At 71.0% G+C, this 22,689-nt stretch carries 21 protein-coding genes and 2 pseudogenes; 15 read left to right on the top strand and 8 right to left on the bottom strand.

Annotated elements, in window-relative coordinates:
* Positions 1–84: 84 nt before the first annotated feature.
* Positions 85–723 carry a TetR/AcrR family transcriptional regulator gene (locus QC283_RS16105; RefSeq protein ID WP_279562190.1) on the top strand — a complete coding sequence of 213 codons (639 nt, stop codon included), beginning with the start codon at positions 85–87 and terminating at the stop codon, positions 721–723.
* Here the strand turns inward: QC283_RS16105 and QC283_RS16100 are convergent.
* Together QC283_RS16100 and QC283_RS16095 are read right to left on the bottom strand one after the other, a co-directional pair.
* Positions 699–1,565, bottom strand: coding sequence for an NAD(P)-dependent oxidoreductase (locus QC283_RS16100; RefSeq protein ID WP_279562189.1), 867 nt, complete (start codon positions 1,563–1,565; stop codon positions 699–701). The two genes, QC283_RS16105 and QC283_RS16100, sit on opposite strands and share 25 nt — an antisense overlap.
* A complete protein-coding gene (locus tag QC283_RS16095) occupies positions 1,562–1,933 on the bottom strand; it encodes a carboxymuconolactone decarboxylase family protein (protein WP_279562188.1) in 372 nt (123 codons plus the stop codon). Before QC283_RS16095 ends, QC283_RS16100 begins: the two co-directional genes overlap by 4 nt.
* Before the next feature lie 129 nt (positions 1,934–2,062).
* Between QC283_RS16095 and QC283_RS16090 the strand changes: the two genes are divergently transcribed.
* From QC283_RS16090 to QC283_RS16080, 3 genes are all read left to right on the top strand, one after another.
* Entirely contained in the window at positions 2,063–2,863 is an 801-nt protein-coding gene (locus QC283_RS16090; protein ID WP_279562187.1) for an NAD(P)-dependent oxidoreductase, read from the top strand.
* Between the two features lie 317 nt (positions 2,864–3,180).
* Entirely contained in the window at positions 3,181–4,446 is a 1,266-nt protein-coding gene (locus QC283_RS16085; protein WP_279562186.1) for a metal-dependent hydrolase family protein, read from the top strand.
* Between the two features lie 209 nt (positions 4,447–4,655).
* A complete protein-coding gene (locus tag QC283_RS16080) occupies positions 4,656–6,260 on the top strand; it encodes a GMC family oxidoreductase (protein ID WP_279562185.1) in 1,605 nt (534 codons plus the stop codon).
* Between the two features lie 48 nt (positions 6,261–6,308).
* On the opposite strand, the gene QC283_RS16075 is transcribed toward QC283_RS16080, so the two are convergent.
* From QC283_RS16075 to QC283_RS16065, 3 genes are read right to left on the bottom strand one after another with little or no spacing between them, the layout of a single operon-like run.
* Entirely contained in the window at positions 6,309–7,043 is a 735-nt protein-coding gene (locus QC283_RS16075) for an alpha/beta hydrolase fold domain-containing protein (protein ID WP_279562184.1), read from the bottom strand.
* On the bottom strand, positions 7,033–7,752 hold the full coding sequence (locus tag QC283_RS16070; protein WP_279562183.1) for an enoyl-CoA hydratase/isomerase family protein: 720 nt from the start codon (positions 7,750–7,752) through the stop codon (positions 7,033–7,035). Before QC283_RS16070 ends, QC283_RS16075 begins: the two co-directional genes overlap by 11 nt.
* Positions 7,753–7,783: 31 nt before the next feature.
* Complete coding sequence (locus QC283_RS16065; RefSeq protein WP_279562182.1) at positions 7,784–8,797, bottom strand: ferredoxin--NADP reductase; 1,014 nt, start codon at positions 8,795–8,797, stop codon at positions 7,784–7,786.
* A gap of 76 nt (positions 8,798–8,873) precedes the next feature.
* Here QC283_RS16065 and QC283_RS16060 point away from each other — a divergent pair, with 76 nt between their 5' ends.
* From QC283_RS16060 to QC283_RS16030, 7 genes are read left to right on the top strand one after another with little or no spacing between them, the layout of a single operon-like run.
* The gene (locus QC283_RS16060; protein ID WP_279562181.1) at positions 8,874–10,436 is read left to right on the top strand and encodes an AMP-binding protein; all 1,563 of its coding nucleotides are present in this window, start codon (positions 8,874–8,876) and stop codon (positions 10,434–10,436) included.
* Between the two features lie 35 nt (positions 10,437–10,471).
* Positions 10,472–11,650 (top strand): amidohydrolase family protein, encoded by a 1,179-nt coding sequence (locus QC283_RS16055; protein WP_279562180.1) that lies wholly within the window; start codon positions 10,472–10,474, stop codon positions 11,648–11,650.
* A complete protein-coding gene (locus QC283_RS16050; RefSeq protein WP_279562179.1) occupies positions 11,647–13,092 on the top strand; it encodes a FadD3 family acyl-CoA ligase in 1,446 nt (481 codons plus the stop codon). The genes QC283_RS16055 and QC283_RS16050 overlap by 4 nt, the downstream gene beginning before the upstream one ends.
* Before the next feature lie 51 nt (positions 13,093–13,143).
* Positions 13,144–14,721: a methylmalonyl-CoA mutase family protein gene (locus QC283_RS16045; protein ID WP_279562178.1), complete on the top strand. Its 1,578-nt coding sequence runs from the start codon at positions 13,144–13,146 to the stop codon at positions 14,719–14,721.
* On the top strand, positions 14,721–15,143 hold the full coding sequence (locus QC283_RS16040; RefSeq protein WP_279562177.1) for a cobalamin B12-binding domain-containing protein: 423 nt from the start codon (positions 14,721–14,723) through the stop codon (positions 15,141–15,143). Before QC283_RS16045 ends, QC283_RS16040 begins: the two co-directional genes overlap by 1 nt.
* A 1-nt stretch (position 15,144) precedes the next feature.
* Positions 15,145–16,101 (top strand): TIGR03564 family F420-dependent LLM class oxidoreductase, encoded by a 957-nt coding sequence (locus QC283_RS16035; protein WP_279562176.1) that lies wholly within the window; start codon positions 15,145–15,147, stop codon positions 16,099–16,101.
* On the top strand, positions 16,098–17,141 hold the full coding sequence (locus QC283_RS16030; RefSeq protein WP_279562175.1) for a CaiB/BaiF CoA transferase family protein: 1,044 nt from the start codon (positions 16,098–16,100) through the stop codon (positions 17,139–17,141). The genes QC283_RS16035 and QC283_RS16030 overlap by 4 nt, the downstream gene beginning before the upstream one ends.
* A 140-nt stretch (positions 17,142–17,281) precedes the next feature.
* Here the strand turns inward: QC283_RS16030 and QC283_RS16025 are convergent.
* Positions 17,282–17,569 (bottom strand): annotated as a pseudogene (locus QC283_RS16025) (ISL3 family transposase); the annotation flags it as partial.
* A gap of 7 nt (positions 17,570–17,576) precedes the next feature.
* Positions 17,577–18,227, bottom strand: a pseudogene (locus tag QC283_RS16020) (NADPH-dependent F420 reductase); the annotation flags it as partial.
* 84 nt (positions 18,228–18,311) lie between these two features.
* Between QC283_RS16020 and QC283_RS16015 the strand changes: the two are divergent.
* Positions 18,312–18,695, top strand: coding sequence for a winged helix-turn-helix transcriptional regulator (locus tag QC283_RS16015; protein WP_279562174.1), 384 nt, complete (start codon positions 18,312–18,314; stop codon positions 18,693–18,695).
* Positions 18,696–18,767: 72 nt separating this feature from the next.
* Positions 18,768–19,130, top strand: coding sequence for a peptidase inhibitor family I36 protein (locus QC283_RS39590; RefSeq protein ID WP_443032615.1), 363 nt, complete (start codon positions 18,768–18,770; stop codon positions 19,128–19,130).
* Between the two features lie 146 nt (positions 19,131–19,276).
* On the opposite strand, the gene QC283_RS16010 is transcribed toward QC283_RS39590, so the two are convergent.
* Positions 19,277–20,044 carry an SDR family oxidoreductase gene (locus QC283_RS16010; RefSeq protein ID WP_279562173.1) on the bottom strand — a complete coding sequence of 256 codons (768 nt, stop codon included), beginning with the start codon at positions 20,042–20,044 and terminating at the stop codon, positions 19,277–19,279.
* A gap of 53 nt (positions 20,045–20,097) precedes the next feature.
* Here QC283_RS16010 and QC283_RS16005 point away from each other — a divergent pair, with 53 nt between their 5' ends.
* Complete coding sequence (locus QC283_RS16005; protein ID WP_279562172.1) at positions 20,098–21,540, top strand: class I adenylate-forming enzyme family protein; 1,443 nt, start codon at positions 20,098–20,100, stop codon at positions 21,538–21,540.
* Positions 21,533–22,666 (top strand): thiolase family protein, encoded by a 1,134-nt coding sequence (locus QC283_RS16000; protein ID WP_279562171.1) that lies wholly within the window; start codon positions 21,533–21,535, stop codon positions 22,664–22,666. Before QC283_RS16005 ends, QC283_RS16000 begins: the two co-directional genes overlap by 8 nt.
* Positions 22,667–22,689: the final 23 nt, after the last annotated feature.

Below are 22,689 nucleotides of genomic sequence, written 5' to 3'. Positions count from 1 at the left end.
GATCGCCTCCCGGCACCTCGCCCCGGCCCGCCGGGGATGCGTAGTGTGTGCGGTCACTGTCCAACGGCGGAAGGGCACGACGACGTGGATTCTGCGCGGCGACAGGAGATCCTGGAGGCGGCCTTGCAGGTCTTCGCCGAACGCGGCTTCAAGCACGCCTCGATCGACGCGGTGGCCGAGCGGGCGGGGCTGACCCGACAGGGCGTGCTCCACTACTTCCCGAGCAAGAAGAAGCTGCTCCTGGAGATGCTGAGTTTCCGTGAGCAGCTCAACCGCGCCCATCTGGCGGAACATCCCGTCGGCGAGGATCTGCCCGCCCACTTCGCCGCGGCCGTGGCCTTCGAGCAGGGACACCCGTCGTTCGCCACTGTGCACAGCGTGGTGATGGCCGAGGCGGTCACCGGTCAGGAGCCCGCGAGCGGTTACGTGGGAGACCGCCTGCGTTCCCTGCAGATCCACCTCACCGCCCGACTGACCGAGCGCTACGGCGAGCGCATGCCCAGCGGTCTGAGCGCGTCGACGGCCGCCACCGCCGTGCTCGCCCTGGTCGAGGGCATCCACCAGTGGTGGCTGATGGATCCCGACCCGGACGCGGACCACTACCCGGAGATCGTGCGGGAAACGCTGTCGGTCGTGCTGGGCCCCACGGGAGTCGGGCCCGGGAACAAGGACCGCGACGAGAAGGGCGACGGGTCGCCTCAGGCGCCCGCCGTGAACGGGTAGACCCGGGTGAAGTCGGCGTCCGGTTCGGCAGCTGTGAACGCCTCCCACAGCGCCTGGACGACCGGGGCCACCGCGGCCGCGCCCCCCAGAGCCTTGGTCTCCCGCAGGTACAGGCCCACGTCCTTGGCCATGAGCGTGTTGCTGAACCCGGAGGCGTAACGGCCGGTGAGCACCTCTTCGGGGAACTTGTCGGCGGTGGCCCCACTGCGTCCGCTGGAGGCGTTGAGGACCTCCAGCATCACGGCCATGTCCAGCCCCGCAGCCCGCCCGAAGGCGACGGCCTCGCTGGTCGCCGCGAGCGCGGTGGCGGACAGGAAGTTGTTGGCGAGCTTGAGCGCCTGGGCCTGGCCGGGCCGGTCACCGACCCGCCGCCGGCGGTCGCTGAGCCCGGCGAGCACGGGCTCGACCCGCGTGCAGTCCTCGTCGGCTCCCGCGTACATGACCATCAGACTGCGTCTGCGGGCTCCCGCCACCCCTCCGGACACGGGCGCGTCCACGTACGCGGGCCCCAGCCCGGCCAGTTCGCGGGCTGCCGCGACTCCGACGGTGGAGGTGTCCACGACGTGCGTGACCCGGCTGTCGCGGGCACGAGCGAGCTCTCGCACGACCGACGTGCAGACGATGCCGTCGGGCAGACTGAGCACCACGATGTCCGCGGCGCGTGCCACCTCCGCGGGACCCGGTGCCCATAGGGCGCCCGTCGGGGTGCGGGCCGGTCCCGTGGCGTCGTGGGCCACCACCTGGAATCCCGCCGACACGAGGTTCGACGCCAGCACACCGCCCATGCTGCCCAGGCCGACGAACCCGACCACCTTGTGTCCGGCCACCCCCCGCCCGCTCACGCCGCCTCCCGCTCGGCACGCGCTTCACGCAGGACGGCCAGGGCGGCGCTCCCGGCGGGGGCACCGCAGTAGGCGGTGATCTGGAAGAGGAGCTCGTCCACCTCGGCGTCACTGACGCCCGCGCGGGCGGCGGCGTCCAAATGGACCCGGAACTGTCCCATGCGGCCCGTGGCGGCGGTCATCGCCAGGACCAGCAGGCTGCGGTCGCGGGTGCTCAGCGGACCACCGCGCGCCCACACCCCCCACGCCATCGCGGTCAGGTAGTCCCGGAAGCCCTCCGGGGCGGTGGGGTCGGTCTGCGTGTCGTCGTCGCCGATCACCTCCCGGCGTATCGCCCGCGCCGCTTCCTGCTGCTTCTGGTCGTACATCCACCGCTCCTTCGAGGTCGTGGCTCTCAAAGTCGGCCTCTTCGGGTGAGAGTTGTGCTAACGATATCCGAGAATGCCATTTCCGGAAGATGTCGGTGCGCTCGCCGGGCGCGAGAGGCGGAGGTCGTCGTGGAGCTGGGTTTCGTCGGTGCAGGCCGGATGGGCCGCCCCATGGTGCGGCGTCTCGTCGAGGCCGGGCACCGGGTCCGTGTGTACGCCCGCGATGCCGAGGCGCGTACGTCCCTCGCCCGCGACGGTGCCGAGCCCGTCACCTCGCTCACCGCCGCGGCGCGCGGTGCGGACGCCGTCCTCCTCTGCGTGCTCACGGACGCGCAGGTCCGGGAGGTGTGCCTCGACGGGGCTCTCGTGCCGGCGCTGCCCGACGGGTCGGTGCTCGCCGTGCACACCACCGGCGACCCGCGCACGGTACGGGCGCTGGCCGCCCGCGGTGCCGACGTCGTGGACGTGCCCGTCAGCGGCGGCCCGCACGATGTCGAGGCCGGCCGACTGACCGTCTTCGCCGGGGGTGAGGAGCAGGCGGTGACGCGGGTACGTCCCGCGCTGAGCGCCTACGCCGATCCGGTGCTGCACGTCGGTGCGCTCGGCGCCGGGCAGAGCGTGAAGCTGGTGAACAACACGCTGTTCGCCGCCCAGTTGGGCCTGCTCGCCCAGGCGGTGCGGCTCGGGCGGGGCCTCGGGGTCGAGGAGAGTGTGCTGCTGGCGGCACTGACGCAGGGCAGCGCGGCGGGCAACGCCTCTGCGGCGTCCGCCGCCCGGGGCGGGGTCGCCGCCTTGGTGGCCGGCGCCGGACCCTTCCTCCGCAAGGACCTCGCGGTGGCCGCCGACCTCACCGGGGCACTGGGGTTGTCACTCGGGCCGCTGGAACCCGCGGTGCGCAGTCTGCGGGAGCTGCTGCCCGAGGGCGACTGAGGGTGCGGCCTGCCGTGAGGACCGCGGTGACCCGATCGCTGTGGCAACGCTATTCTCCGCAAAAGAGATCGCTGTTATCGTCGAGGCGTCCGGCCGTGCGGAGTGGACGGGGTCCGGTCGGCGACCGTGCGGTGCCGTGGCACAGCACGCGGCACCGCGTACCACCACGTGCGGCGCCGGCGCCGGCTCGAAGCACGTCGGCCGCAGCGTCCTGACGTCCTGAGCTGTCCAGCGAGCAGACACGGAGATTCCGACATGATCCACGTCCTGACCGCCACGTTCCCCGTGTTCGGTCCTCGCGCCGAAGCGGCCGCGTGATGCCGTCCCGGGAGAGGGCTCCGCGGCCTCCGGTGCTGCTGCGGGCGGCTCGGCTGCTCGACATCACCAAGGGCGAACTCGTCGAGCCGGGAGAGTTGTTGATTGTCGGGGAGCACATCACCGAGGTGGGGCGGCCTGACCGGCTGCCCGAGGGCACGGTGGTGCGCGACCTCGGGCACGTCACCCTGATGCCCGGCCTGATGGACATGGAGGTCAACCTCTTCCTCGGAGGCCCCGACCACCGCAGCCCGTTGATCCCGGTGCAGGAGGACCCGGCCGTGCGCACCCTGCGCGCGGCGGCCAACGCGCGCCGGACCCTGAGGCGCGGCTACACCACCGTGCGCAACCTCGGCCTGTTCGTGCAGACGGGCGGCGTCCTGCTCGACGTCGCGCTGAAGAAGGCCATCGACCTCGGATGGGTCGAGGGACCACGCGTGGTGCCGGCTGGCCACGCGATCGCCCCGACCGGCGGGCACCTCGACCCGACCATGTTCCAGGCGTTCGCCCCCGGCGTGCTGCCGCTCACCGTGGAGGAGGGCATCGCCAATGGGGTGGCGGAGGTGCGCAAAGCGGTCCGGTACCAGATCAAGTACGGCGCACGGGTCGTCAAGGTGTGCGCGTCCAACGGGGTCATGTCGCACACCGGCCCCACCGGTGCCCAGCAGTACTCGGACGAGGAACTGCGTGCCATCGCCGACGAGGCGCACCGGGCGGGCGTGAAGGTCGCCGCGCACTGCATGGGGGACTCCGCCATCCGGGCCGCGGTCGAGGCCGGCATCGACTGCATCGAGCACGGCTTCCTGGCCAGCGACGCCACCCTGGACCTGATGGTGGAGCGCGGTACCTTCCTGGTCGCCACCACCTACCTGACCGAGGGAATGAACACCGAGCACGCCGACCCCGCCCTCAAGGCGAAGGCGGCGGACGTCTTCCCACGTGCCCGCGAGTCCACGTCCCGCGCGATCGGCCGCGGCGTCAAGGTCGCCCTCGGGACCGACGCCCCCGCCATTCCGCACGGCAAGGGGGCGCTGGAGATGCGTGCCTTGGTCGACCGGGGCATGCGGCCCCTTCAGGCCCTGCGCGCCGCGACCACGGTCGCCGCCGACCTGATCGACGCGGACGACCGGGGACGGCTGGAACCAGGCCTGCTCGCGGACGTCATCGCCGTCCCCGGCGACCCGCTCACGGACGTCTCCGTCACCGGGCGGGTGTCGTTCGTCATGAAGGGCGGTCAGGTGTACCGCGACGACACGCCGGAGCCTTGACCCCCACGACCACCCGGCCGGCCGAGCCGCGGGGAGCAGGGGGACGCGCGCCGGCCGCGACCCCGTCCCACGGCGGTGAGGGCGACCGCGGGACCGCGCCGGTGGCCGGCCGGGCAGCTCGCGTCGCGACCCGCGGACGCGAGTGCTCGCGCGGCACCGGCCGGGTCTTGCCGGGGTGCGCCCGAGCCGCCGAGAAGGAGTCCTACGAGATGTACGACTACGTGATCGCGGGCGCCGGATCGGCGGGATGCGTGCTGGCCGACCGGCTCTCACGCGACCCCGGCGTCCGGGTGCTGCTCGTGGAGGCCGGCGGCGTCGACCGCCACCCCTACCTGCGCATCCCCAAGGGCGTCGGAAGACTCTTCGGCGACCCGGCCTACTCCTGGCACTACCGCACCCGGCCCATGCGGCCCGGCGGGAACCCGGACATGTGGGTGCGCGGGAAGGTGCTCGGCGGTTCGAGCTCCGTCAACGGCATGGTCTACAACCGGGGCACCCGCGCGGACTGGGACGGCCTGGAGGCACTCGGCAACCCCGGATGGGGCTGGGACTCGGTCCTGCCCGCCTTCCGCGCCATCGAGAACAACGCCCTGGGCGCCTCACCCACCCGGGGTACCGGCGGCCCCCTGCACATCTCCACCGTCCGCGACCCGGACCCGCTGTGCGACGAACTGATCGCCACCGGCGAGGCGCTCGGAGCGCGGGCGGTCCCCGACGTCAACGAGTACGACGGTGAGCGGATCGGCTACGCCATGGCCACCATCAAGGCCGGACAGCGCTTCAGCGCCGCCCGTGCCTTCCTCCGTCCCGCGCGCTCCCGGCCGAACCTCGTCGTCACCCCGAACACCACCGTCACCCGGGTGCTCTTCGACGGGGACAAGGCGACGGGGATACGCGTGCGCAAGGCCGACGGTACGAGCGAGGACATCCGGGCCCGGCGGGAGGTCGTGCTCAGCCTCGGCAGCCTGGCCACACCCAGACTGCTCCAGCTGTCCGGCATCGGCCCCGCCGAGACACTGCGGGCCGCGGGCGTCGACGTACGCGTCGACCGCTCACTGGTGGGGGCGCGGCTGCGCGAGCACCGCTGCCTGGCGCTGCGGTTCCGCCTCAACGCCCCCCTCGGCGCCAACCGGCAACTGGCCGGTTCCCTCGCCCAGGCACGCACCGGCGCCGCCTACCTGCTCACCCGCAAGGGGCCGCTGGCCCGGCCCGCCTACGACGTGATGGCGTTCCTCAAGTCCCGTCCGGACGCGGACCGGCCCGACACCGAGGTGTTGCTGGCGCCCTGGTCGCTGGGCGCACTGACGCCGGGCAAGCCGGCGGAGGTGGAGCGGGAGCCGGGGGTGTCGGCCTGCGCGATGGTGCTGCGGCCGACCTCGGAGGGCTCGCTGGCCATCACCTCGGCCGACCCCGACGCCGGCCTCGACATCGATCCCGGGTACTTCTCCACGGCACACGACCGGGAGGTCGCCACCGACCTGTTCCGGCGGTTGCGCGACTACTTCGCCACCGATCCCATCGCCTCCCGCATCCAGCGCGAGACCTTCCCCGGTCCGGCCGTCGCGTCCGATGCGGAGGAGGACGTCGTCCGGTCGGCCCTCGACGGGGGCTACTGCGGCTTCCACGCCATCGGCACTTGCGCCATGGGCTCCGGACCGGAGGATGTCACCGATCCCGAACTCCGCGTACGCGGTGTGGACAACCTCCGGGTGGTCGACGCCTCCGTCCTGCCCGTGATGGTGGCGGGCAACCTCAACGGGCCGGTGATGGCGATGGCCTGGCGGGCGGCGGAGTCCTTCCTCGCGGACAGGTGAGGACCGGCGGGGGCGAGCGGGCCCCCGCCGGCCGTTCTCGCCGCCGCCTCAGACGTCCGAGGAACTGAGCGACGCCGACCGGTGCCACGCGTTGAGGAACCCCGCCATGGCACCGAGTTGTCGCAGCCCTTGTGCCGACAGGTCCTCGTAGACACGCAGGTCCACGGCGACACCGGAGTGGGCGGCCCGGGTGGCGAACGACAGGGTGTCGTCCAGCAGCACCTCGGTGCCCGCCGCGTGGAGCTGCACGGGCGGCAGACCATGCAGGTTGCCGTGGAGCGGGCTGAGCAGGGGGTGGTCGCGCGGCGTGGGCCCCGCGTAGGCGGCTGCCCGCACGGGAAGCGCCTCGGCGTCCACCGTGCGGTCGGCGACCGCGTTGAGGAACAGGCTCGGCGCGTCGAGGGTGAAGTCCAGCACCGGCGACGTCAGCACCGCGCAGGTGGGCAGCGGTGCGCCCGCGTCCCGCAGCCGGAGCAGCAGACCCGCGGCCAGAGCCCCGCCGAGCCGCTTGCCGGCCACCGCCACCGGTCCGCGGTCGTGGCAGTACTCCCAGGCGGCGTAGACGTCCTCCAAAGCCTGCGGGAAGTGCGGGCGATAGCGTGCGCACACGACCGCCTGGCCGGTGAGCCGTGTCAGCTCCCGGGCGGTGGGCAGGGCGTCCTGCGGGGTGCCCGCCAACCGGGGATCACCGTGGACGTACAGCACGGTCTGGCCGGCGGCAGTGCCCTCCGGCCGGGTCTCGGGGCCGAACTGACCCTCCTCCACGCGGACTTCACTTGCCACGGGACATCACCTTCTCCGCCGCTTGCCAGTGTTCCTGCGACACCCACAGCCGGGCGAAGGCCGCTGCGGCCGCCTGCGGCGAGCGGGTGCGTGTGGTCAGACTCTTGATCTCGCGGGCCTGACGCGTCGCGAGAGAACGCGCCATCTCGCGCCAACCCAGGTCGAACTCCGCGCGCGGCAGCACCAGATCGACCAGGCCCAGGCGTTCCGCCTCCGTGGCGTCCAGCACCCGGCCGGTACCCGCCAGCAGCAGGGCGCGCCCCGGGCCCACCAGCCGGGCCAGACGCTCGGCCCCGCCCCAGGCGGGAACGATCGCCAGCCGGGTCTGGTTGAAGCCGATACGGGTGTCGTCCGCCGCCACCCGGATGTCCGCGGCGACCGCGACCTCCGCCCCACCGCCCAGAGCGTGCCCGTTGAGCGCGGCCAGGACCGGGCCGGGGAAGGCGGCGATCCGGTCGCACAACGCCCGCATCCGCAGCGCCATCCCCGACGCCTCCGACTCCGTGCGCAGCCGGGACAGCTCCTTGAGGTCCCCGCCGGACACGAAGGCCCGGTCGCCTGCCCCCGTCACCGCGAGTGCCGACGCCCCCTCGGCCGCGTCCAGCGCCTTCTCCAGTTCGCCCATGGTGTCGAGGTCGAGCGCGTTGCGGGCGTGCGGACGGTCGATCGTGACGACGGCCAGGCCGTCCTGAAGCTCCAGCTCAACCATGTGCGGCCTTCCGGTCGTCGGGCGGAACGGATCAGTCCTCGTACACCACGGTCACCTCGGGGGAGGTCGGCTCGGCCTGGCAGGTGAGCACCCAGCCCTCGGCCACCTCGTCGGCGTCGAGGGCGTTGTTCACGCGCATCTTGGCCTCTCCCGTCGTCAGCTGTGCCATGCAGGTGGCGCAGTCCCCGGACTCACAGGAGAACGGCGGGGAGAAGCCCGCCCGGCGGGCGGTCTGCAGCAGGGTCTCGCCCGACCGCTGCGGGACCGTACGACGCTGCCCGCGCGCAACGACCGTGACGGTGCCGACGTCGGTGACCGGCTCGTCGGTCGCCGTCGGCTCCGTCACGGCGGGCTCCGCCACCGGCGTGAAACGCTCGACGACGATGCGCTCGGGGTGCACCCCCGCGCCGGACAGCGTCCGCTCCACCAGATCCATGAAGGGTGCCGGCCCGCACACGTAGAAGTCGGTGTCCCGCGGCTCGTCCCCCACCACGGCGCGGATCTCGTCCTCGGTGACCAGGCCGTGCCGGTCGTCGAGGTGATGCCGTACGTCGAAGCGCCCGGTATGCCGGACGACGAGTGTGTCCAGGGCGGTGGCGAAGATCGCGGACCGGTGGTTCTGATGCGCCGTCAGCAGACGGATCGGCCGGGTCGTGGTGGCCAGGGCGCTCTTGACGAGCGAGAACACGGGTGTGATCCCGCTGCCGCCCGCGAAGGCGACGAGCGGACGCCCGCCCCTTCCCTCGCGCAGACAGAAGGAGCCGGCGGGCCGGGACACGTGCAGCGTGTCACCTGCCCGGAGTTCCCGGTGCATCCACTGCGAGACGAGGCCGCCGGGCACGCGCTTGACGGTCACGCACACCTCGCCGTCGGTGTCGGGAGAGCTCGACATCGAGTAGCTGCGCAGAGCCCCGCAGGCCCGGAACGTGAGGAACTGCCCGGCGCGGTAGGGGAAGGAGACGTCGAGGACGAAGGTGCGGACGTCCGGCGCCTCTTCGATGACCCGGGTGATCCTCGCCGGGTGGAAGCCGTGGTCGCGTGCCATGTATGGAACTTACCTTCTCGCCGTGGGAGAGTGCAATTCTCATACGCCCATCACGCGTGAGAGAGGTGCCCGAGACATGTCGACGTTTTCTCCCGCCGCGCTGCGGACCGTCCCGGCCGAACTGGCCGCCCGCTACGAGGAGTCGGGCTGGTGGACCCGTGAGACCCTCGGGGACCTGCTGGCGAGCGGCCTGGCCAGGTCGGGGGGTGTGGAGTTCCGCGTGCACTCGGACGTCCGGCCGTGGGCCGGGACGTTCGCCGACGTGGAGCTGGTCGCCCGCCGTCTGGCCGCGGGACTGTGGGAACGCGGAGTCGGGCCGGGTGACGTGGTGGTCATGCAGCTGCCCAACTGGATGGAGGCCGCCGCCGTCTTCTGGGCCTCGGCCCTGCTCGGTGCCGTGGTGGTCCCCGTCGTGCACTTCTACGGGCCGAAGGAAGTCGCGTACATACTCGAGGTCACCCGCCCGAAGGCGTTCTTCGCGGCCGAGTGCTTCGGTAGGCAGCGGTTCCGCCCGGACCTGTGCGCGTCGGTCCCGGTCGTCGGCGTGGTGGGCCACGACTTCGACGAGCTGCTGGCCGAGGAGCCGATGCCCGGCGTGGTCCCGGTGGACGCGGGCGCGCCCGCGCTGATCGCCTTCACCTCCGGCACCACCCGCGATCCCAAGGGCGTCATCCACAGTCATCAGACCCTCGGTTACGAGACGCGGCAGCTGGCCGCCTCCTACCCGCCCGACCGGGGCCGGCAGTTCACCGTCGCTCCGGTCGGCCACTTCATCGGCATGGTGAACGCCTTTCTCATCCCCGTTCTCGACGGCACCCCCGTCAACCTGGGCGACACCTGGAACCCCGGCCAGGCGCTCGCTCTGATCCGCGGCGAGGGGCTGGCCGTCGGGGGAGGGGCGGCGTACTACATGACGAGCCTCGTCGACCACCCCGACTGCACGCCGGCGCACATCGCCGGGCTCAAGTACGCGGGCCTCGGCGGCGCGGCCGTACCCTCGGCGGTGACGACCCGGCTGGAGAACCTCGGGATCACGGTGTTCCGCGCGTACGGCTCGACCGAGCACCCGTCCGTCACCTGCACCCCGTACGACGGCCCGGCCGGCAAACGTCTGCACACCGACGGCGTGGCGTTGCCCGGTGTCGAACTGCGCCTGGCCGCGGACGGTGAGATCCTCACCCGCGGTCCCGACCTGTGTCTCGGTTACACCGATCCCGGGCTGACCCGTGCGGCGTTCGACGCGGAGGGCTGGTACCGCACCGGTGACATCGGTTCCCTCGACGAGGACGGCTGGCTCTCCGTCACCGACCGCAAGGCGGACATCATCATCCGGGGCGGGGAGAACATCAGCGCCCTCGAGGTCGAGGAGATACTGCTCGGCCTGCCCGGGGTGTCGGAAGCCGCCGTGGTCGGCGTGCCCGATCCGCGCCTCGGGGAACGCGCCGCCGCCGTACTGCGTATGCGGTCAGGGTGGCAGGCCCCCGGCCTGGCCGAACTGCGGCTGCACCTCGAACGGGCCGGCCTGGCACGGCAGAAGTGGCCCGAGCAGATCCATGACGTGGACGACTTCCCGCGCACGCCCAGCGGCAAGGTGAAGAAGTTCGTCCTTCGCAACCGCATTGCCACTCCCGCTGGATGAGAATACGATTCTCGCAATCAGTGAAGGAGAATCTCATGCCGTCTCGCGAGCTCACGTATCCGCTCTTCGACGCGGACAACCACCTCTACGAGACCCAGGAGGCACTGACCAAGTACCTTCCGAAGGAGTACGACGGGGCCATCCAGTACGTGAACGTCCGCGGCCGCACCAAGATCGCGATACGCGGGCAGATCAGCGAGTACATCCCCAACCCGACCTTCGACGTCGTGGCCCGCCCCGGTGCCATGGAGGAGTACTTCAAGGTCGGCAACCCCGACGGCAAGACCCGCCGGGAGATCTTCGGCGAGCCGATGCGCTCCGTCCCCGCGTTCCGCGAACCGGGACCGCGCCTGGAGCTGATGGACCAGCTCGGTGTGGACCGCAGCCTGATGTTCCCGACGCTGGCGAGCCTCATCGAGGAACGGATGAAGGACGACCCGGAGCTCATCCACGCGGTCATCCACTCCCTCAACCAGTGGCTGCACGAGACGTGGGGCTTCACCTACAAGGACCGCATCTTCACCGTTCCCGTCATCACCCTCCCGGTCGTCGAGAAGGCCATCGAGGAGCTGAACTGGGTGGTGGAGCGGGGCGCCCGGGCCATCCTGGTCCGGCCCGCCCCCGTTCCCGGCTACGGCGGCACACGGTCCTTCGCCCTGCCGGAGTTCGACCCCTTCTGGAAGCGGGTCGTCGAGACCGGCGTCCTGGTCGCCCTGCACTCCTCCGACTCCGGTTACGCGAACTACGCCAACGACTGGGAGGGCCAGCGGCGTGAGTTCCTGCCGTTCAAGCCCAACGCCTTCCGCCAGGTCAACGAGTGGCGGCCCATCGAGGACGCGGTCACCTCCCTGATCTGCCACGGGGCGCTCTCCCGCTTCCCCGAGCTGAAGATCGCGGTGATTGAGAACGGTGCCTCGTGGGTGGAGCCGGTACTCAACCGGCTCGCCGACGTGCACAAGAAGATGCCGCACGAGTTCCAGGAGGACCCGGTCCAGGTCTTCCGGCGCAACATCCACATCAGCCCCTTCTGGGAGGAGGACATGGCCCAGCTCGGCGGACTCATCGGCATCGAGCGCGTCCTGTTCGGCTCCGACTACCCCCACCCGGAGGGCCTCGCCGACCCCGTCACCTATGTCGACCACCTCACCAAGCTCAGCGAGGAGGACAAGGCCAAGGTGATGGGCGGCAACCTGGCCCGGCTGATCGACGCATGACACCGACGACGGCGCGGTGGCGCAGCATCCCCGAGCTGGTACGGAGCGCGGCCGACCGCTTCGGGGACGCCGAAGCCGTGGTCGACGGCGAACAGCGCCTGACCTTCACGGAGCTGGCCGACCGGGTCCGGCGCACCGCGGGGGCGTTCGCCTCGGCGGGCGTCGGCCCGGGGGACCGGGTCGCCCTGTGGGCACCCAACTCGGCGGAGTGGATCGTCGCCGCCTTCGGGCTGCTGACCGCCGGCGGGGTACTCGTGCCGGTGAACACACGGTTCCTCGAGGACGAGGCGCACGACATCGTCGTACGCAGCGGTGCCAAGGCGCTGCTGGTCCAGAACGGCTTCCTGGACCGGACGTTCACCGGCCCGCCCGGCGTGCCCGTCATCGACCTGAGGAACGACGGCTTCCTCGCCTCCGGCCGGCCGCTGGAACGCGAGGTCGGCGAGGACGACCTGGCCGACATCGTCTACACCTCCGGCACGACGGGCCGCCCCAAAGGGGTGATGAGCACCCACGGGCAGACCCTGCGGCTCTACTCGGAGTGGTGCGACCTCGCACAGCTCCGCCAGGGCGACCGTTACCTGATGGTCAACCCGTTCTTCCACATCTTCGGCTACAAGGCGGGACTGGTCGCCTCCCTGATCCGGGGCGCGACCGCGCTGCCCCTCGCGGTCTTCGACGTCGGCCGCGTGCTGGAGCTGGTGGAGAAGGAACGGGTGACCGTCCTGCCCGGCCCGCCCACCCTCTACCACTCCCTCCTGGAGGCGGACGGCGGACGGGACCTGTCCTCACTGCGCGTGGCGGTCACCGGTTCCGCCGACATTCCCGTCGAACTGGTGCGCCGGATCACCACGGAGCTGCCCTTCAGCCACCTCATGACCGGCTACGGGCTCACCGAGGCCGGTACCGTCACCGCCTCCCGCCCGGGCGACCCGTACGAGGCCGTCGCGACGACCGTCGGCAAACCCTGCCGGGGCTTCGAGGTGCGCGTCGCCGAGGACAAGGAAGTCCTGGTCCGCGGCTACTCCGTGATGCGCGGCTATCTCGACGACCCGGAGGCCACCGCCGAAGCGATCGACGCGGACGGCTGGCTGCACACCGGGGACCTGGGGGAACTGGACGAGGAGGGCCGGCTCAGAATCGTCGGCCGCAAGAAGGACATGTTCATCGTGGGGGGCTTCAACGCCTACCCGGCCGAGATCGAGGGCTTCCTGCTGGAGCACCCCGCCGTCGCCCAAGTCGCCGTCGTCGGCGTGCCCGACGCACGCATGGGACAGGTCGGCAAGGCGTTCGTGGTGCGGCGCGGCGAGGTGACCGAGCCCGAGCTGATCGCGTGGGCCAAGGAACGGATGGCCGGGTTCAAGGTGCCACGCCACGTCGAGTTCCGCACCTCGCTGCCGCTCACCGCCACCGGCAAGGTGCTCAAGGACCAACTGCGCTGACCACGGGGAAGCCCGGGCACGCCCCACCTCACACAAGGACGACGCCCCGTCATGACCGACGACGCCCGCACCGCCTCCGGCATTCCGCTGAAGCCCCTGTACGGCCCGGAGGACCGGCCCGCCGATCCTCCGCCCCCCGGTGCCTTCCCCTTCACCCGAGGCAACTACCCCACGGGCTACCGGGGTCGCACCTGGACCCTGCGCCAGTACTCCGGCTTCGGCACCGCCGAGGAGTCCAACCGCCGCTACCGCTACCTCCTGGACCAGGGAGGCACCGGACTGTCGGTCGCGCTCGACCTGCCCACGCAGTGCGGGTACGACTCCGACGACCCCGAGTACACGGACGAGGTCGGACGCGTCGGCGTGGCCCTCGACACCCTCGCCGACGCCGAGATCCTTTTCGACTCCATCCCCCTGGACCGCATCAGCACCAGCTTCACCATCAACGGCACTGCCGCCGTCCTGCTCGCCTTCTACGTCGCCGCCGCCGAGAAGCGCGGCATCCCGCGCGAGAAGCTGACCGGCACCATCCAGAACGACGTGCTCAAGGAGTACGCCTCCCGCGGCACCTGGATCTGGCCGCCCGAGCCGTCCCTGCGGCTCATCGCGGACACCATCGAGTTCTGCGCCGCCGAGGTGCCCCGCTTCAACGCCATCTCGGTCGCCGGGGCGCACTTCCGGGACGCGGGCGCCAACGCCGTGCAGGAGATGGCGTTCACCCTCGCCGACGGAGTGACGTACTGCGAGACCGTCCTCGAACGCGGTCGCATGACCATCGACCAGTTCGCCCCGCAGATCTCCTTTTTCTTCTACACCCACGGCGACTTCTTCGAGGAGGTCGCCAAATACCGCGCCGGACGGCGGCGTTGGGCCACGCTGGTCCGGGAGCGGTTCGGGGCGAAGACCGACAAGGCGTGCATGTTCCGCTTCGGCTGCGTGGCCGGCGGCGCCTCGCTGTACGCGCCGCAGGCCCGCAACAACACCGTCCGCGTCGCCTACGAGGCGCTCGCCTCCGTCCTCGGCGGCGTCCAGTCGATGTTCACCGCCGCCTGGGACGAACCGTTCGCCCTGCCCAGCGAGGAGTCGGCCACCCTCGCCCTGCGCACCCAGCAGATCCTGGCGCACGAGACGGGCGTGACGAGCGTCGCCGACCCGCTGGGCGGCTCGTACTTCGTTGAGGCACTGACCGACGTCACCGAGGAGCGCATCGAACGGATCATGGCCGACCTGGAGGCGCACGGCGGCATGGTGCGCTGCATCGAGGACGGCTATCTGCAGACCCTGATCGCCGACGAGGCGTGGCGGCTGCACCAGGAGGTCGACTCCGGCGCACGGCCGGTGGTCGGCGTCAACCGCTTCACCGCCGAGGAGCCCCCGCCCGACCTCGCCACCTACGAACTGGACGCCGAGGGCCGGGAGCGGCAGCTCAAACGGCTCGCGCGGGTCAAGGCGGAACGCGGCAACGCCGACGTCCGCGCCCGCCTCGACGCCCTGAAACACGCCGCCGAAGGAGACACCAACCTGATGGGCCCCTTGATTGACTGCGCCAACGCCTACTGCACCGTGGGCGAGATGGCGGGCGCCCTGCGCGAGGTGTGGGGCGAGTTCCGGCAGCCGGTGGTGTTCTGATGGCGCCGCCGGTACGCGTCCTCGTCGCCAAGCCCGGACTCGACGGGCACGACCGCGGTGCGAAACTCGTCGCCCGCGCGCTGCGGGACGCCGGGTTCGAGGTGGTGTTCACCGGCATCCGCCGCCGTGTCGACGACATCGCGGCCACCGCCGTACAGGAGGACGTGGCCCTGGTCGGCCTGTCCATCCTGTCCGGCGCCCACCTCGCGCTGACCCGCCGCACGCTGGAGGCCCTGCGCGCGGCCGGCGCGGACGACATCCCCGTCGTGGTCGGCGGCACCATCCCCAGTGGGGACGTGGACCGGCTGTACGAGGCCGGGGCCGCCGCCGTGTTTCCCACGGGAACGGCCCTGGACGTCCTCGTGGCCGAGATCCGCGCCCTGACCGCCGCATCCGAAGCCCTTTCGACCTCTGAGGAATGACATGCGAGTCGGAGTGATGAGCGGCCCCGAGCGGGGCGACGCCGCCCACAAGGCGGACCGTATGATCGACGACGCCCGCTCGGCCGAGGAGGCCGGATTCGACACGGTGTGGGTACCGCAGGTGCCCACCGACTTCGACGCGCTGACGGCCGTGACCCTGATGGGGCGCGTCACCTCCCGCATCGAACTGGGCACGGCGGTCGTGCCGGTGCACGCCCAGCACCCCGTCGCCCTGGCCCGACAGGCCCTGTCCGCGCACGCGGCGGCCGGTGGACGCCTGGCCCTCGGCGTAGGCGCCTCCCACCACTGGATCGTCCGCGACATGCTCGGCCTCCCCTACGAGAAACCGGCCGCGTACACCCGCGCCTACCTGGAGGTCCTGAGCGCGGCGGTCGGCGGGGCGGCGTCCGTGGACGTCGAGAACGACGTCTTCCGCGTGCACAACCCCCTCACCGTGGGCCCGGTCTCCCCGCTGCCGGTCCTGGTGGCCGCGCTGGGCCCGGTGATGCTGCGGATCGCGGGAGCGCTCACCGACGGGACCGTGCTCTGGCTGGCGGACGAGCGGACGGTGGCCGACCACGTCGTCCCGGCGATCACCAAGGCGGCACAGGAAGCGGGACGCGCGGCACCCCGCGTCGTCGCCGGCATCCCGGTCTGCCTGTGCGCGCCGCACGAGGTCGACGCGGCCCGAGAGCGAGCGAACCGCATCCTCGGTGAGGCCGAGGTGTCACCCAACTACCAGCGCCTGATGGAACACGGCGACGCCCGTGACGTCGGCGATCTGTGCGCGGCCGGCGACGAAGCCGCCATCAGGGCGCGATTCCGGCGGTTCGCGGACGCGGGCGTGACCGACCTGTCCGTACGCCTGCTGCCCATCGGCAGCGGACGCGAGGAGCTGGTCGCCTCCAAGCTCCGCACCCGGGACGCGGTGGCGGCGATCGCCGCGGACTTCCGGTGAGTGGTCCGGGGCCCCTGTCCGGGCTGCGCGTCCTGGAGGTCGGACACATCCTGGCCGGGCCGTACGCCACCATGCTGCTGGCCGACCTGGGCGCACAGGTCACCAAGGTCGAACCGCCCGGCGGAGACCTGTCCCGTCAGGTCTCCGACGCCTACTTCGCCAGCCTCAACCGGGGCAAACGCTCCGTCCGCCTGGACTTGGCCGCCCCGGAGGGGCAGGAGCGGCTGCACGAGCTGGTGAGGGGCGCCGACGCCCTCCTGGTCAACCTCAAGCCGTCGGCCGTCCACCGCTACGGCCTCACCTACGAGGCGCTGAAGCACTGGAACGAGAGGCTGGTGTGCGTCGCTCTCACCGGCTGGGGCATGGATGCCGGTGACCAGCCCGCGTTCGACTACGTCATCCAGGCCGCCACCGGCATCGCGGCGCTCACCGGCGAGCCCGAGGGCCCGCCCCAGCTGCCCGGCTACTCCTCCGCGGACAACTCGGCGGGCCTCGCCGCCGCGCTCGGCCTACTGGCGCAGGTCGTCTCGGGGCGCGGCGGACAGGTCGACGTCTCCCTGCGCGACGTGATGCTCTCCCAGCTCAACTACCACGCGGCCGCCTGGCTCAACGACGGCGCAACCCCGCGCCGCCTCGGCGGTGCCCACGCCTACTACGTCCCCGCACAGCTCTTCCCGACCGCGGACGGACACCTGGCGCTGTTCATCACCCACGACGCCTTTTGGCGCGTCTTCGCCACCGAGGCGGGCATCGACGGCTACACCACGATGGCTGAACGGGCGGCCCACCGTGAGGAGGTCGTCGCCGCCGTGACGGAGGCTCTCGCCACGGACACGGCGGCGGGCTGGGAGGCCCGGCTGCGCCCCCTGCACGTACCAGCTGCCGCCGTGCGGAGCCTGCCCGAGGCCCTCACCGAGGCAAGCGACACGATCGTGGAGGCGGGCGGTCACCGGTTGGTGGGAAGCCCGTTCCGCATAGCCGGCTACGGGCCTGTATATGGGGCGCCGCCGCGGCTGGGTGAACATGGGGATGCCGTCTGATCCGAGGTCTGTAGCGCACCCGGTGACTTCCCGTTGGCGGTCTTCCCGCTATTTACGAGGTCACGTCCCATGATGTGGCTCGTTGTTGCGGTGTAAGCGTCTCCGATGAGGTTCGCGGGAGCTTGATCCTGGTGTTCACGTCCCTCGGTGAGTGCGTTGCTGTACGGGAGGGTGAGCGCGGCGATGAGAGCATTGCGGTCTCGCTCCAAGCCCAGGGTAAAGGTGCGCAGACGCGGCAGACCGGCTACGCGGACCTGGACGATCCAGAGGTCGAGCGTGTCGTCATCTCTCGGAGTGGGCTTCGGAGGCTGGGCGAACTTCCCGACATAGGCAGTTAGCTGAGCCGAATTGAAGCAGGCCGCGGTAAGCCGGGCCAGGAGGTTTCGATGCTCGGCCTTGAGGTTGGCGGGCCTGGTCATGAGCATCCGGAGATCGTCAGTCCTGTGGCCGATCGACGACGGGCACGGCGGTGACGGGGTTATGGCCTGTGGCGACCAGCCGCATGACGAAACCCGCCACCTCTTCAAGCTGCCGGGCGTGCTCCAGTCCACCTATCACGGCGGGCACGCCACCAAGGTCGCGGATCAGCTCGCCGACGATGTCGAGTGCCGCTTTGTCATTGCCGCACATCGCCACGGTCCGCCTCGGTTGGTCCGGCGTCGGCGCCAGCCAACTCGTCCCTGCGAACAGGTGCAGCGCCTTGACCACGCGGCTGCCTACGGCTTGCTTGGCGACGTGCTGTACTACCGACCCGGTGGGTGGCTTGAGCAGGCCGGAGGCGTAGTCGACCGCGTTGGTGCAGTCGATCACGGCTTTGCCCGCCAATGATCCCTCGTCGGCCTCGGCGAGAGCGAGCGCCTGGTCGAGCCCCTCCCACGCCACTGCCAAGACCACGGCATCGCTTGCCCTGGCCACCTGCACGGGGTCGGCCGCCTCGACCGTGTCACCGAGCCGCTCGGCGATCGCCCGAGCCTTGTCCTGTGAACGGCCTCCGACGAGGACGTGGTGCCCACTTCGCATCCACGCCTCCGCCAGTGCCGAGGCCATCACGCCGGTGCCCAGAATTCCGATACGCACGTCACTCTCCCGTTCCTCGGAGCCCGATGTCTCGCTACGGTAGGAACCTCGGGCCTACCAATCGGTAGGCCCGAATTCAGTAGGAAGAGACGTGTGAACGACTACTGCTCGCCCTTCGCCGCAGACTGTGCGGTGCGACTGGCCGCCGACCTGATCGCCCATACCTGGGACCCAGTGGTGCTGATGGCGCTGCGAACGGGCAGACGCCGCCGGATCGACCTTCTGAGCGGCATTGCCGGCGTCAGCGACAAGGTCCTGACCCAGACGCTTCGCCGTCTGCATGCCAACGGCTTGATCATACGGATCACCACGCCGGCCGACCGCTCCGTGGCGTATGAGCTGTCCGAATTGGGCCACAGCCTCGCTGACGGACCGCTGGCAAGCCTTGGCCAGTGGGCGATCGATCACGCCGATCAGGTCCTCGCCGCTCAAGAGCACCACAGCACTGGCATCCGCAACGGAGCAGCGGCCAGTTAAAAGGCCGGGCGGACCACAGGTCCTGACAGAGCTGTTGACCAAGCGACCGTCGACTTGTCCGCATCAGCACCAGTGTGGCGCGCGCCCTTGACCGAAGGGCACACGGAACTGTACCGGGTGACTGGAACCAGTGGTGACAGCATTGCACAGGCTGCCTACGACCGTTGTGGGGCCGGCACGTGCTTTTTCCAGCACTACCAGGGCGAAGGACTCTTCTGGGTCGTTCCTAGCTGCGGACGACACCATCTCCCCGATTACCTCGACGGTAAATCGACTTCCGCCTGGAACAGGACGCCGATCCCCATCATCCTCTACGACGGCACCTACACTGGGCGACTGGGAACCATGCCGGGGTGGTTCGAGGGCGACCTCAACCCCACCCATGACAACAGGTTGAGCTCCGTCGACGCGGCACTGGTCTGCTTCAGTCGATGAAACTCGCCGTGAAAAACCACAACGGCTTTGATGCAACCAAGGCGGCCACGGGCTTCTCCGCCGTGGCCGCCCCGTATTACCCTTCAGATGACTGTGGCTTGCGGCCACTTTTTTCCGTCAGGTCTGCGACTAGTGATCCTTGGCAACTATCTGGGTGGGAACCGCAACGCACCGTCCAGGCGTACCACTTCACCGTTGAGGTAATTGTTCTCGCATAGGTGCTGCACCAGCGCGGCGTACTCCTCGGGCCGACCCATTCGTCGAGGGTGCGGTACCTGGGGCCCCCAGTACTCCTCCAGTTTCTCGGCGGCTTTTCCGTACGCGGGCGTGAGGACGGTGCCGGGAGCGACGGTTGCCACGCGGATGCCGAGCGGTGACAAATCACGGGCGGCGACCAGGGTCATCGCCGATACGCCGCCCTTCGCCGCCGCGTACGGCAGTTGGCCGATCTGTCCTTCGTACGCGGCGATGGACGAAGTGGTGACGATAACCCCGCGTCCGCCGTCCCCGTCGACGGGCTCGGTGCGGCCGATGGCCGCGGCGGTCAGTCGCAGCACGTTGAAGACTCCGGTCAGATAGACGTCGACGGTCGTGCGGAATCCCTCGAGGGCCATCGGTGAGCCGTCCTTACCGATGAGCCGTCCGCCGCTTGCGGGCCCCCCGTGGCAGTCGACCGCGATCCGGAACGTGCCCGCCCGTTCGGCCTCGTCGACCGCGGCCCGGACCGAGTCCTCGTCGGTGGCGTCGGTACGGACGTAACGCACCCCCAGTTCCGCCTCCAGGGCCTTGCCTCTGTCGTCGGCGAGGTCGGCGACCACTACCCGGGAGCCCGCGGCACACAGCCGCCGGACCGTGGCCTCGCCCAGCCCTCCCGCTCCACCCACCACCAAGGCTGCGCAACCGTCGATGTGCATCGGATTCACCCCTCTTGCGACTGTGGATCTGAGTGTAGGAGAATCACGTTCTCATGAATATAGCCGTGATCCTGGAAATGGCCGCCTCGGCGGAGGATCGGCCAGCCGTCACCGAAGGCGGCCGCACGCTCTCCGCCGCCGAACTCCAGCGCCTGGCGCGCCACGCGGCCGACCGCTTCCGTGGCCGCACCGCAGTCCTCTACCTGGGGCCCAACCACCTCGCTTACCCGGTCGCCCTGTTCGGCGCCGCACTGGCGGGAATTCCCTTCGTCCCCCTCAACTACCGCCTCGGTGAGGAGCAACTGGGCGCGCTGATAGCCCGGCATCCCGGTGCCGAGGTGCTGAACCCGGCCGACCTCGACGCGCTGCTGGCCGCTTCCGGGGAGGCCGAGTGGCTGCCGGCTCCGCAGGACCAGGAAGCCGTCGCGGTCGTTCTCTACACCAGCGGCACCACGGCGGCCCCCAAGGCGGCCCTGCTCCGCCACCGCCACCTGCTCGCCTACGTCTTCAACACCCAGGACTTCGGATCGGCGGAACCGAGCGACGCCAGTCTGGTGGCGCTGCCGCCGTACCACGTCGCCGGCCTGATGAACCTGCTCACGAACCTGTACGCGGGACGCCGCGTCGTCTACCAAGGCGTCTTCCAGCCGGCCGACTGGCTGGCCACGGTACGCCGCGAGGGCATCACCCACGCCATGGTGGTCCCGACCATGCTGGCCCGTCTGACCGTCGAACTGGGTGAAGCACTGGCCGAGACCCCGACCCTGCGCAATCTCGCCTACGGCGGCGCGCGTTGCCCGCGTCCCGTGGTCGAGCGGGCCCTGCGTCAGTTCCCGGACACCGGCTTCGTCAACGCCTACGGGCTGACGGAGACCGCCTCATCGATCTGTGTGCTGGGTCCCGACGACCACTGGGGGGCGGTAGCGTCCGAGAACCCGGCGGTCCACGCACGACTGGGCTCGGTGGGGCGGCCACTGCCCGGCGTCGAGGTCGAGATCCGTGACGAGGACGGTAAGACGCTGGAGCCGGGGGGCACCGGGCTCGTCTTCGTGCGCGGCGCCCAGATCTCCGGCGAGTACGCGGGCACGGATGACTCCGGTGACGGAGACGGATGGTTCGCCACCCGGGACCGCGGGCGGCTGGACGAGGACGGTTACCTGTTCCTCGAGGGCCGCGCGGACGACACGATCATCCGGGGTGGCGAGAACATCGCCCCCGCCGAGATCGAGGACGTCCTGCTTCAGCACCCGGGCATTGAGGAGGCCGCCGTGCTTGGCCTGCCGGATCCCGAGTGGGGGCAGCGGCTGGTCGCGGTCCTCGTCGGTGCGGGCGACCCGGAGGAGATCCGGTCCTTCGCCAAGCGCCGCCTGCGTTCCTCGAAGACCCCGGACACCGTCGTCTTCCGCTCCGAACTGCCCCGCACCGCCACGGGCAAGCTGCTGCGCCGCACCCTCGTGGCCGAGCTCGCCGAACCGGAGGAGACCACCGATGCCTGACGCCGTGCTCGTCGCCGCCCTGCGCACCCCCATCGGCACCGCCTTCAAGGGCAGCCTGCGTGACACGACAGCCCACGAACTCGCCGACCGCATCGTCGCGACGGTGGTGGAGGGCCTCGATCCCGGTCTGGTGGACGACGTGATCCTCGCCGAGTCGCACTACGGCGGCGGAGTCGTCGCCCGTCACGCCGCGCTGACCGCCGGACTGCCGCACGTGCCCGGACTCGCCCTGAACCGCCACTGCGCGGCAGGGCTGGCGGCGGTGCAGACCGCTGCCGCCTCGGTACGGGCCGGCATGGACCGGCTGGTCCTCGCCGGCGGCGTCAACTCCGCGTCCACCGCGCCCAAGCTGTCCTTCCGGGATGTCGAGGGGCCGTGGGTGCCGCCGTCCCACCCCGATCGGGCCGACGCGCCCAACCTCGACATGTCGATCACGGTGGGCTGGAACACCGCGGTGCGAGCCGGGATCAGTCGCGAGGAGATGGACGCGTGGGCGCTGCGCTCGCACCGCAATGCCGTGCGCGCCCTCGACGAAGGGCGCTTCAAGGACGAGACCGTGCCCGTCGACACCGCACACGGCCCCTTCGAGGCGGACGAACACCCGCGCCGCGACACCAGCGCGGAACGCCTCGCCGCCCTCAAACCGCTCCACCCCGAGATCGAGGGTTTCTCCATCACCGCCGGAAACGCCTGCGGCGCCAACGACGCGGCGGCCGCCGTAGCGGTGGCGGACGCGGGTCTCGGGCTGCCGGCCCTGGCCACCGTACGCGCCTGGGCCTCCGTCGCCCTCGACCCCGCAGAGACCGGCCTCACCCCCGTGCAGGCCATCCCGAAGGCACTGGGACGGGCGGGCCTCACCGTGTCCGACGTCGACCTCTTCGAGATCAACGAGGCTTTCGCGTCCGTGGCCGTCGCCGCCGTCCACCGCCTCGGCCTCGATCCGGACACCGTGAACGTCAACGGCAGCGGCTGCTCCCTCGGGCACCCTGTCGCGGCCACCGGCACCCGCATGATCGTCACCCTCGTCCACGAACTGCGCCGCAGGGGCGGGGGAGTGGGTGTCGCGGCCATGTGCGCGGGCGGGGGGATGGGATCCGCGCTGGTCCTGGAGGTTCCCGCACCCTGAAGGCGCGCACGAGGGTGCCCGGA

Origin of the sequence: Streptomyces sp. DH41 (assembly GCF_029813785.1) — a bacterium.
In the GTDB taxonomy this organism is placed as follows: domain Bacteria; phylum Actinomycetota; class Actinomycetes; order Streptomycetales; family Streptomycetaceae; genus Streptomyces.
Note: the sequence above shows the minus strand (reverse complement) of the source record. Positions and strands in the feature narration are given on the sequence as shown.

Excerpts from the sequence above, each read along its gene's own strand:
- QC283_RS16080 (WP_279562185.1), top strand. The coding sequence starts at position 4,656 with ATGTACGACTACGTGATCGCGGGCGCCGGATCGGCGGGATGCGTGCTG.
- QC283_RS16010 (WP_279562173.1), bottom strand. The coding sequence starts at position 20,044 with ATGCACATCGACGGTTGCGCAGCCTTGGTGGTGGGTGGAGCGGGAGGG.
- QC283_RS16055 (WP_279562180.1), top strand. The coding sequence starts at position 10,472 with ATGCCGTCTCGCGAGCTCACGTATCCGCTCTTCGACGCGGACAACCAC.
- QC283_RS16065 (WP_279562182.1), bottom strand. The coding sequence starts at position 8,797 with ATGGCACGCGACCACGGCTTCCACCCGGCGAGGATCACCCGGGTCATC.
- QC283_RS16040 (WP_279562177.1), top strand. The coding sequence starts at position 14,721 with ATGGCGCCGCCGGTACGCGTCCTCGTCGCCAAGCCCGGACTCGACGGG.
- QC283_RS16050 (WP_279562179.1), top strand. The coding sequence starts at position 11,647 with ATGACACCGACGACGGCGCGGTGGCGCAGCATCCCCGAGCTGGTACGG.
- QC283_RS16045 (WP_279562178.1), top strand. The coding sequence starts at position 13,144 with ATGACCGACGACGCCCGCACCGCCTCCGGCATTCCGCTGAAGCCCCTG.
- QC283_RS16000 (WP_279562171.1), top strand. The coding sequence starts at position 21,533 with ATGCCTGACGCCGTGCTCGTCGCCGCCCTGCGCACCCCCATCGGCACC.
- QC283_RS16060 (WP_279562181.1), top strand. The coding sequence starts at position 8,874 with ATGTCGACGTTTTCTCCCGCCGCGCTGCGGACCGTCCCGGCCGAACTG.
- QC283_RS16085 (WP_279562186.1), top strand. The coding sequence starts at position 3,181 with ATGCCGTCCCGGGAGAGGGCTCCGCGGCCTCCGGTGCTGCTGCGGGCG.
- QC283_RS16095 (WP_279562188.1), bottom strand. The coding sequence starts at position 1,933 with ATGTACGACCAGAAGCAGCAGGAAGCGGCGCGGGCGATACGCCGGGAG.
- QC283_RS16070 (WP_279562183.1), bottom strand. The coding sequence starts at position 7,752 with ATGGTTGAGCTGGAGCTTCAGGACGGCCTGGCCGTCGTCACGATCGAC.
- QC283_RS16035 (WP_279562176.1), top strand. The coding sequence starts at position 15,145 with ATGCGAGTCGGAGTGATGAGCGGCCCCGAGCGGGGCGACGCCGCCCAC.
- QC283_RS16005 (WP_279562172.1), top strand. The coding sequence starts at position 20,098 with ATGAATATAGCCGTGATCCTGGAAATGGCCGCCTCGGCGGAGGATCGG.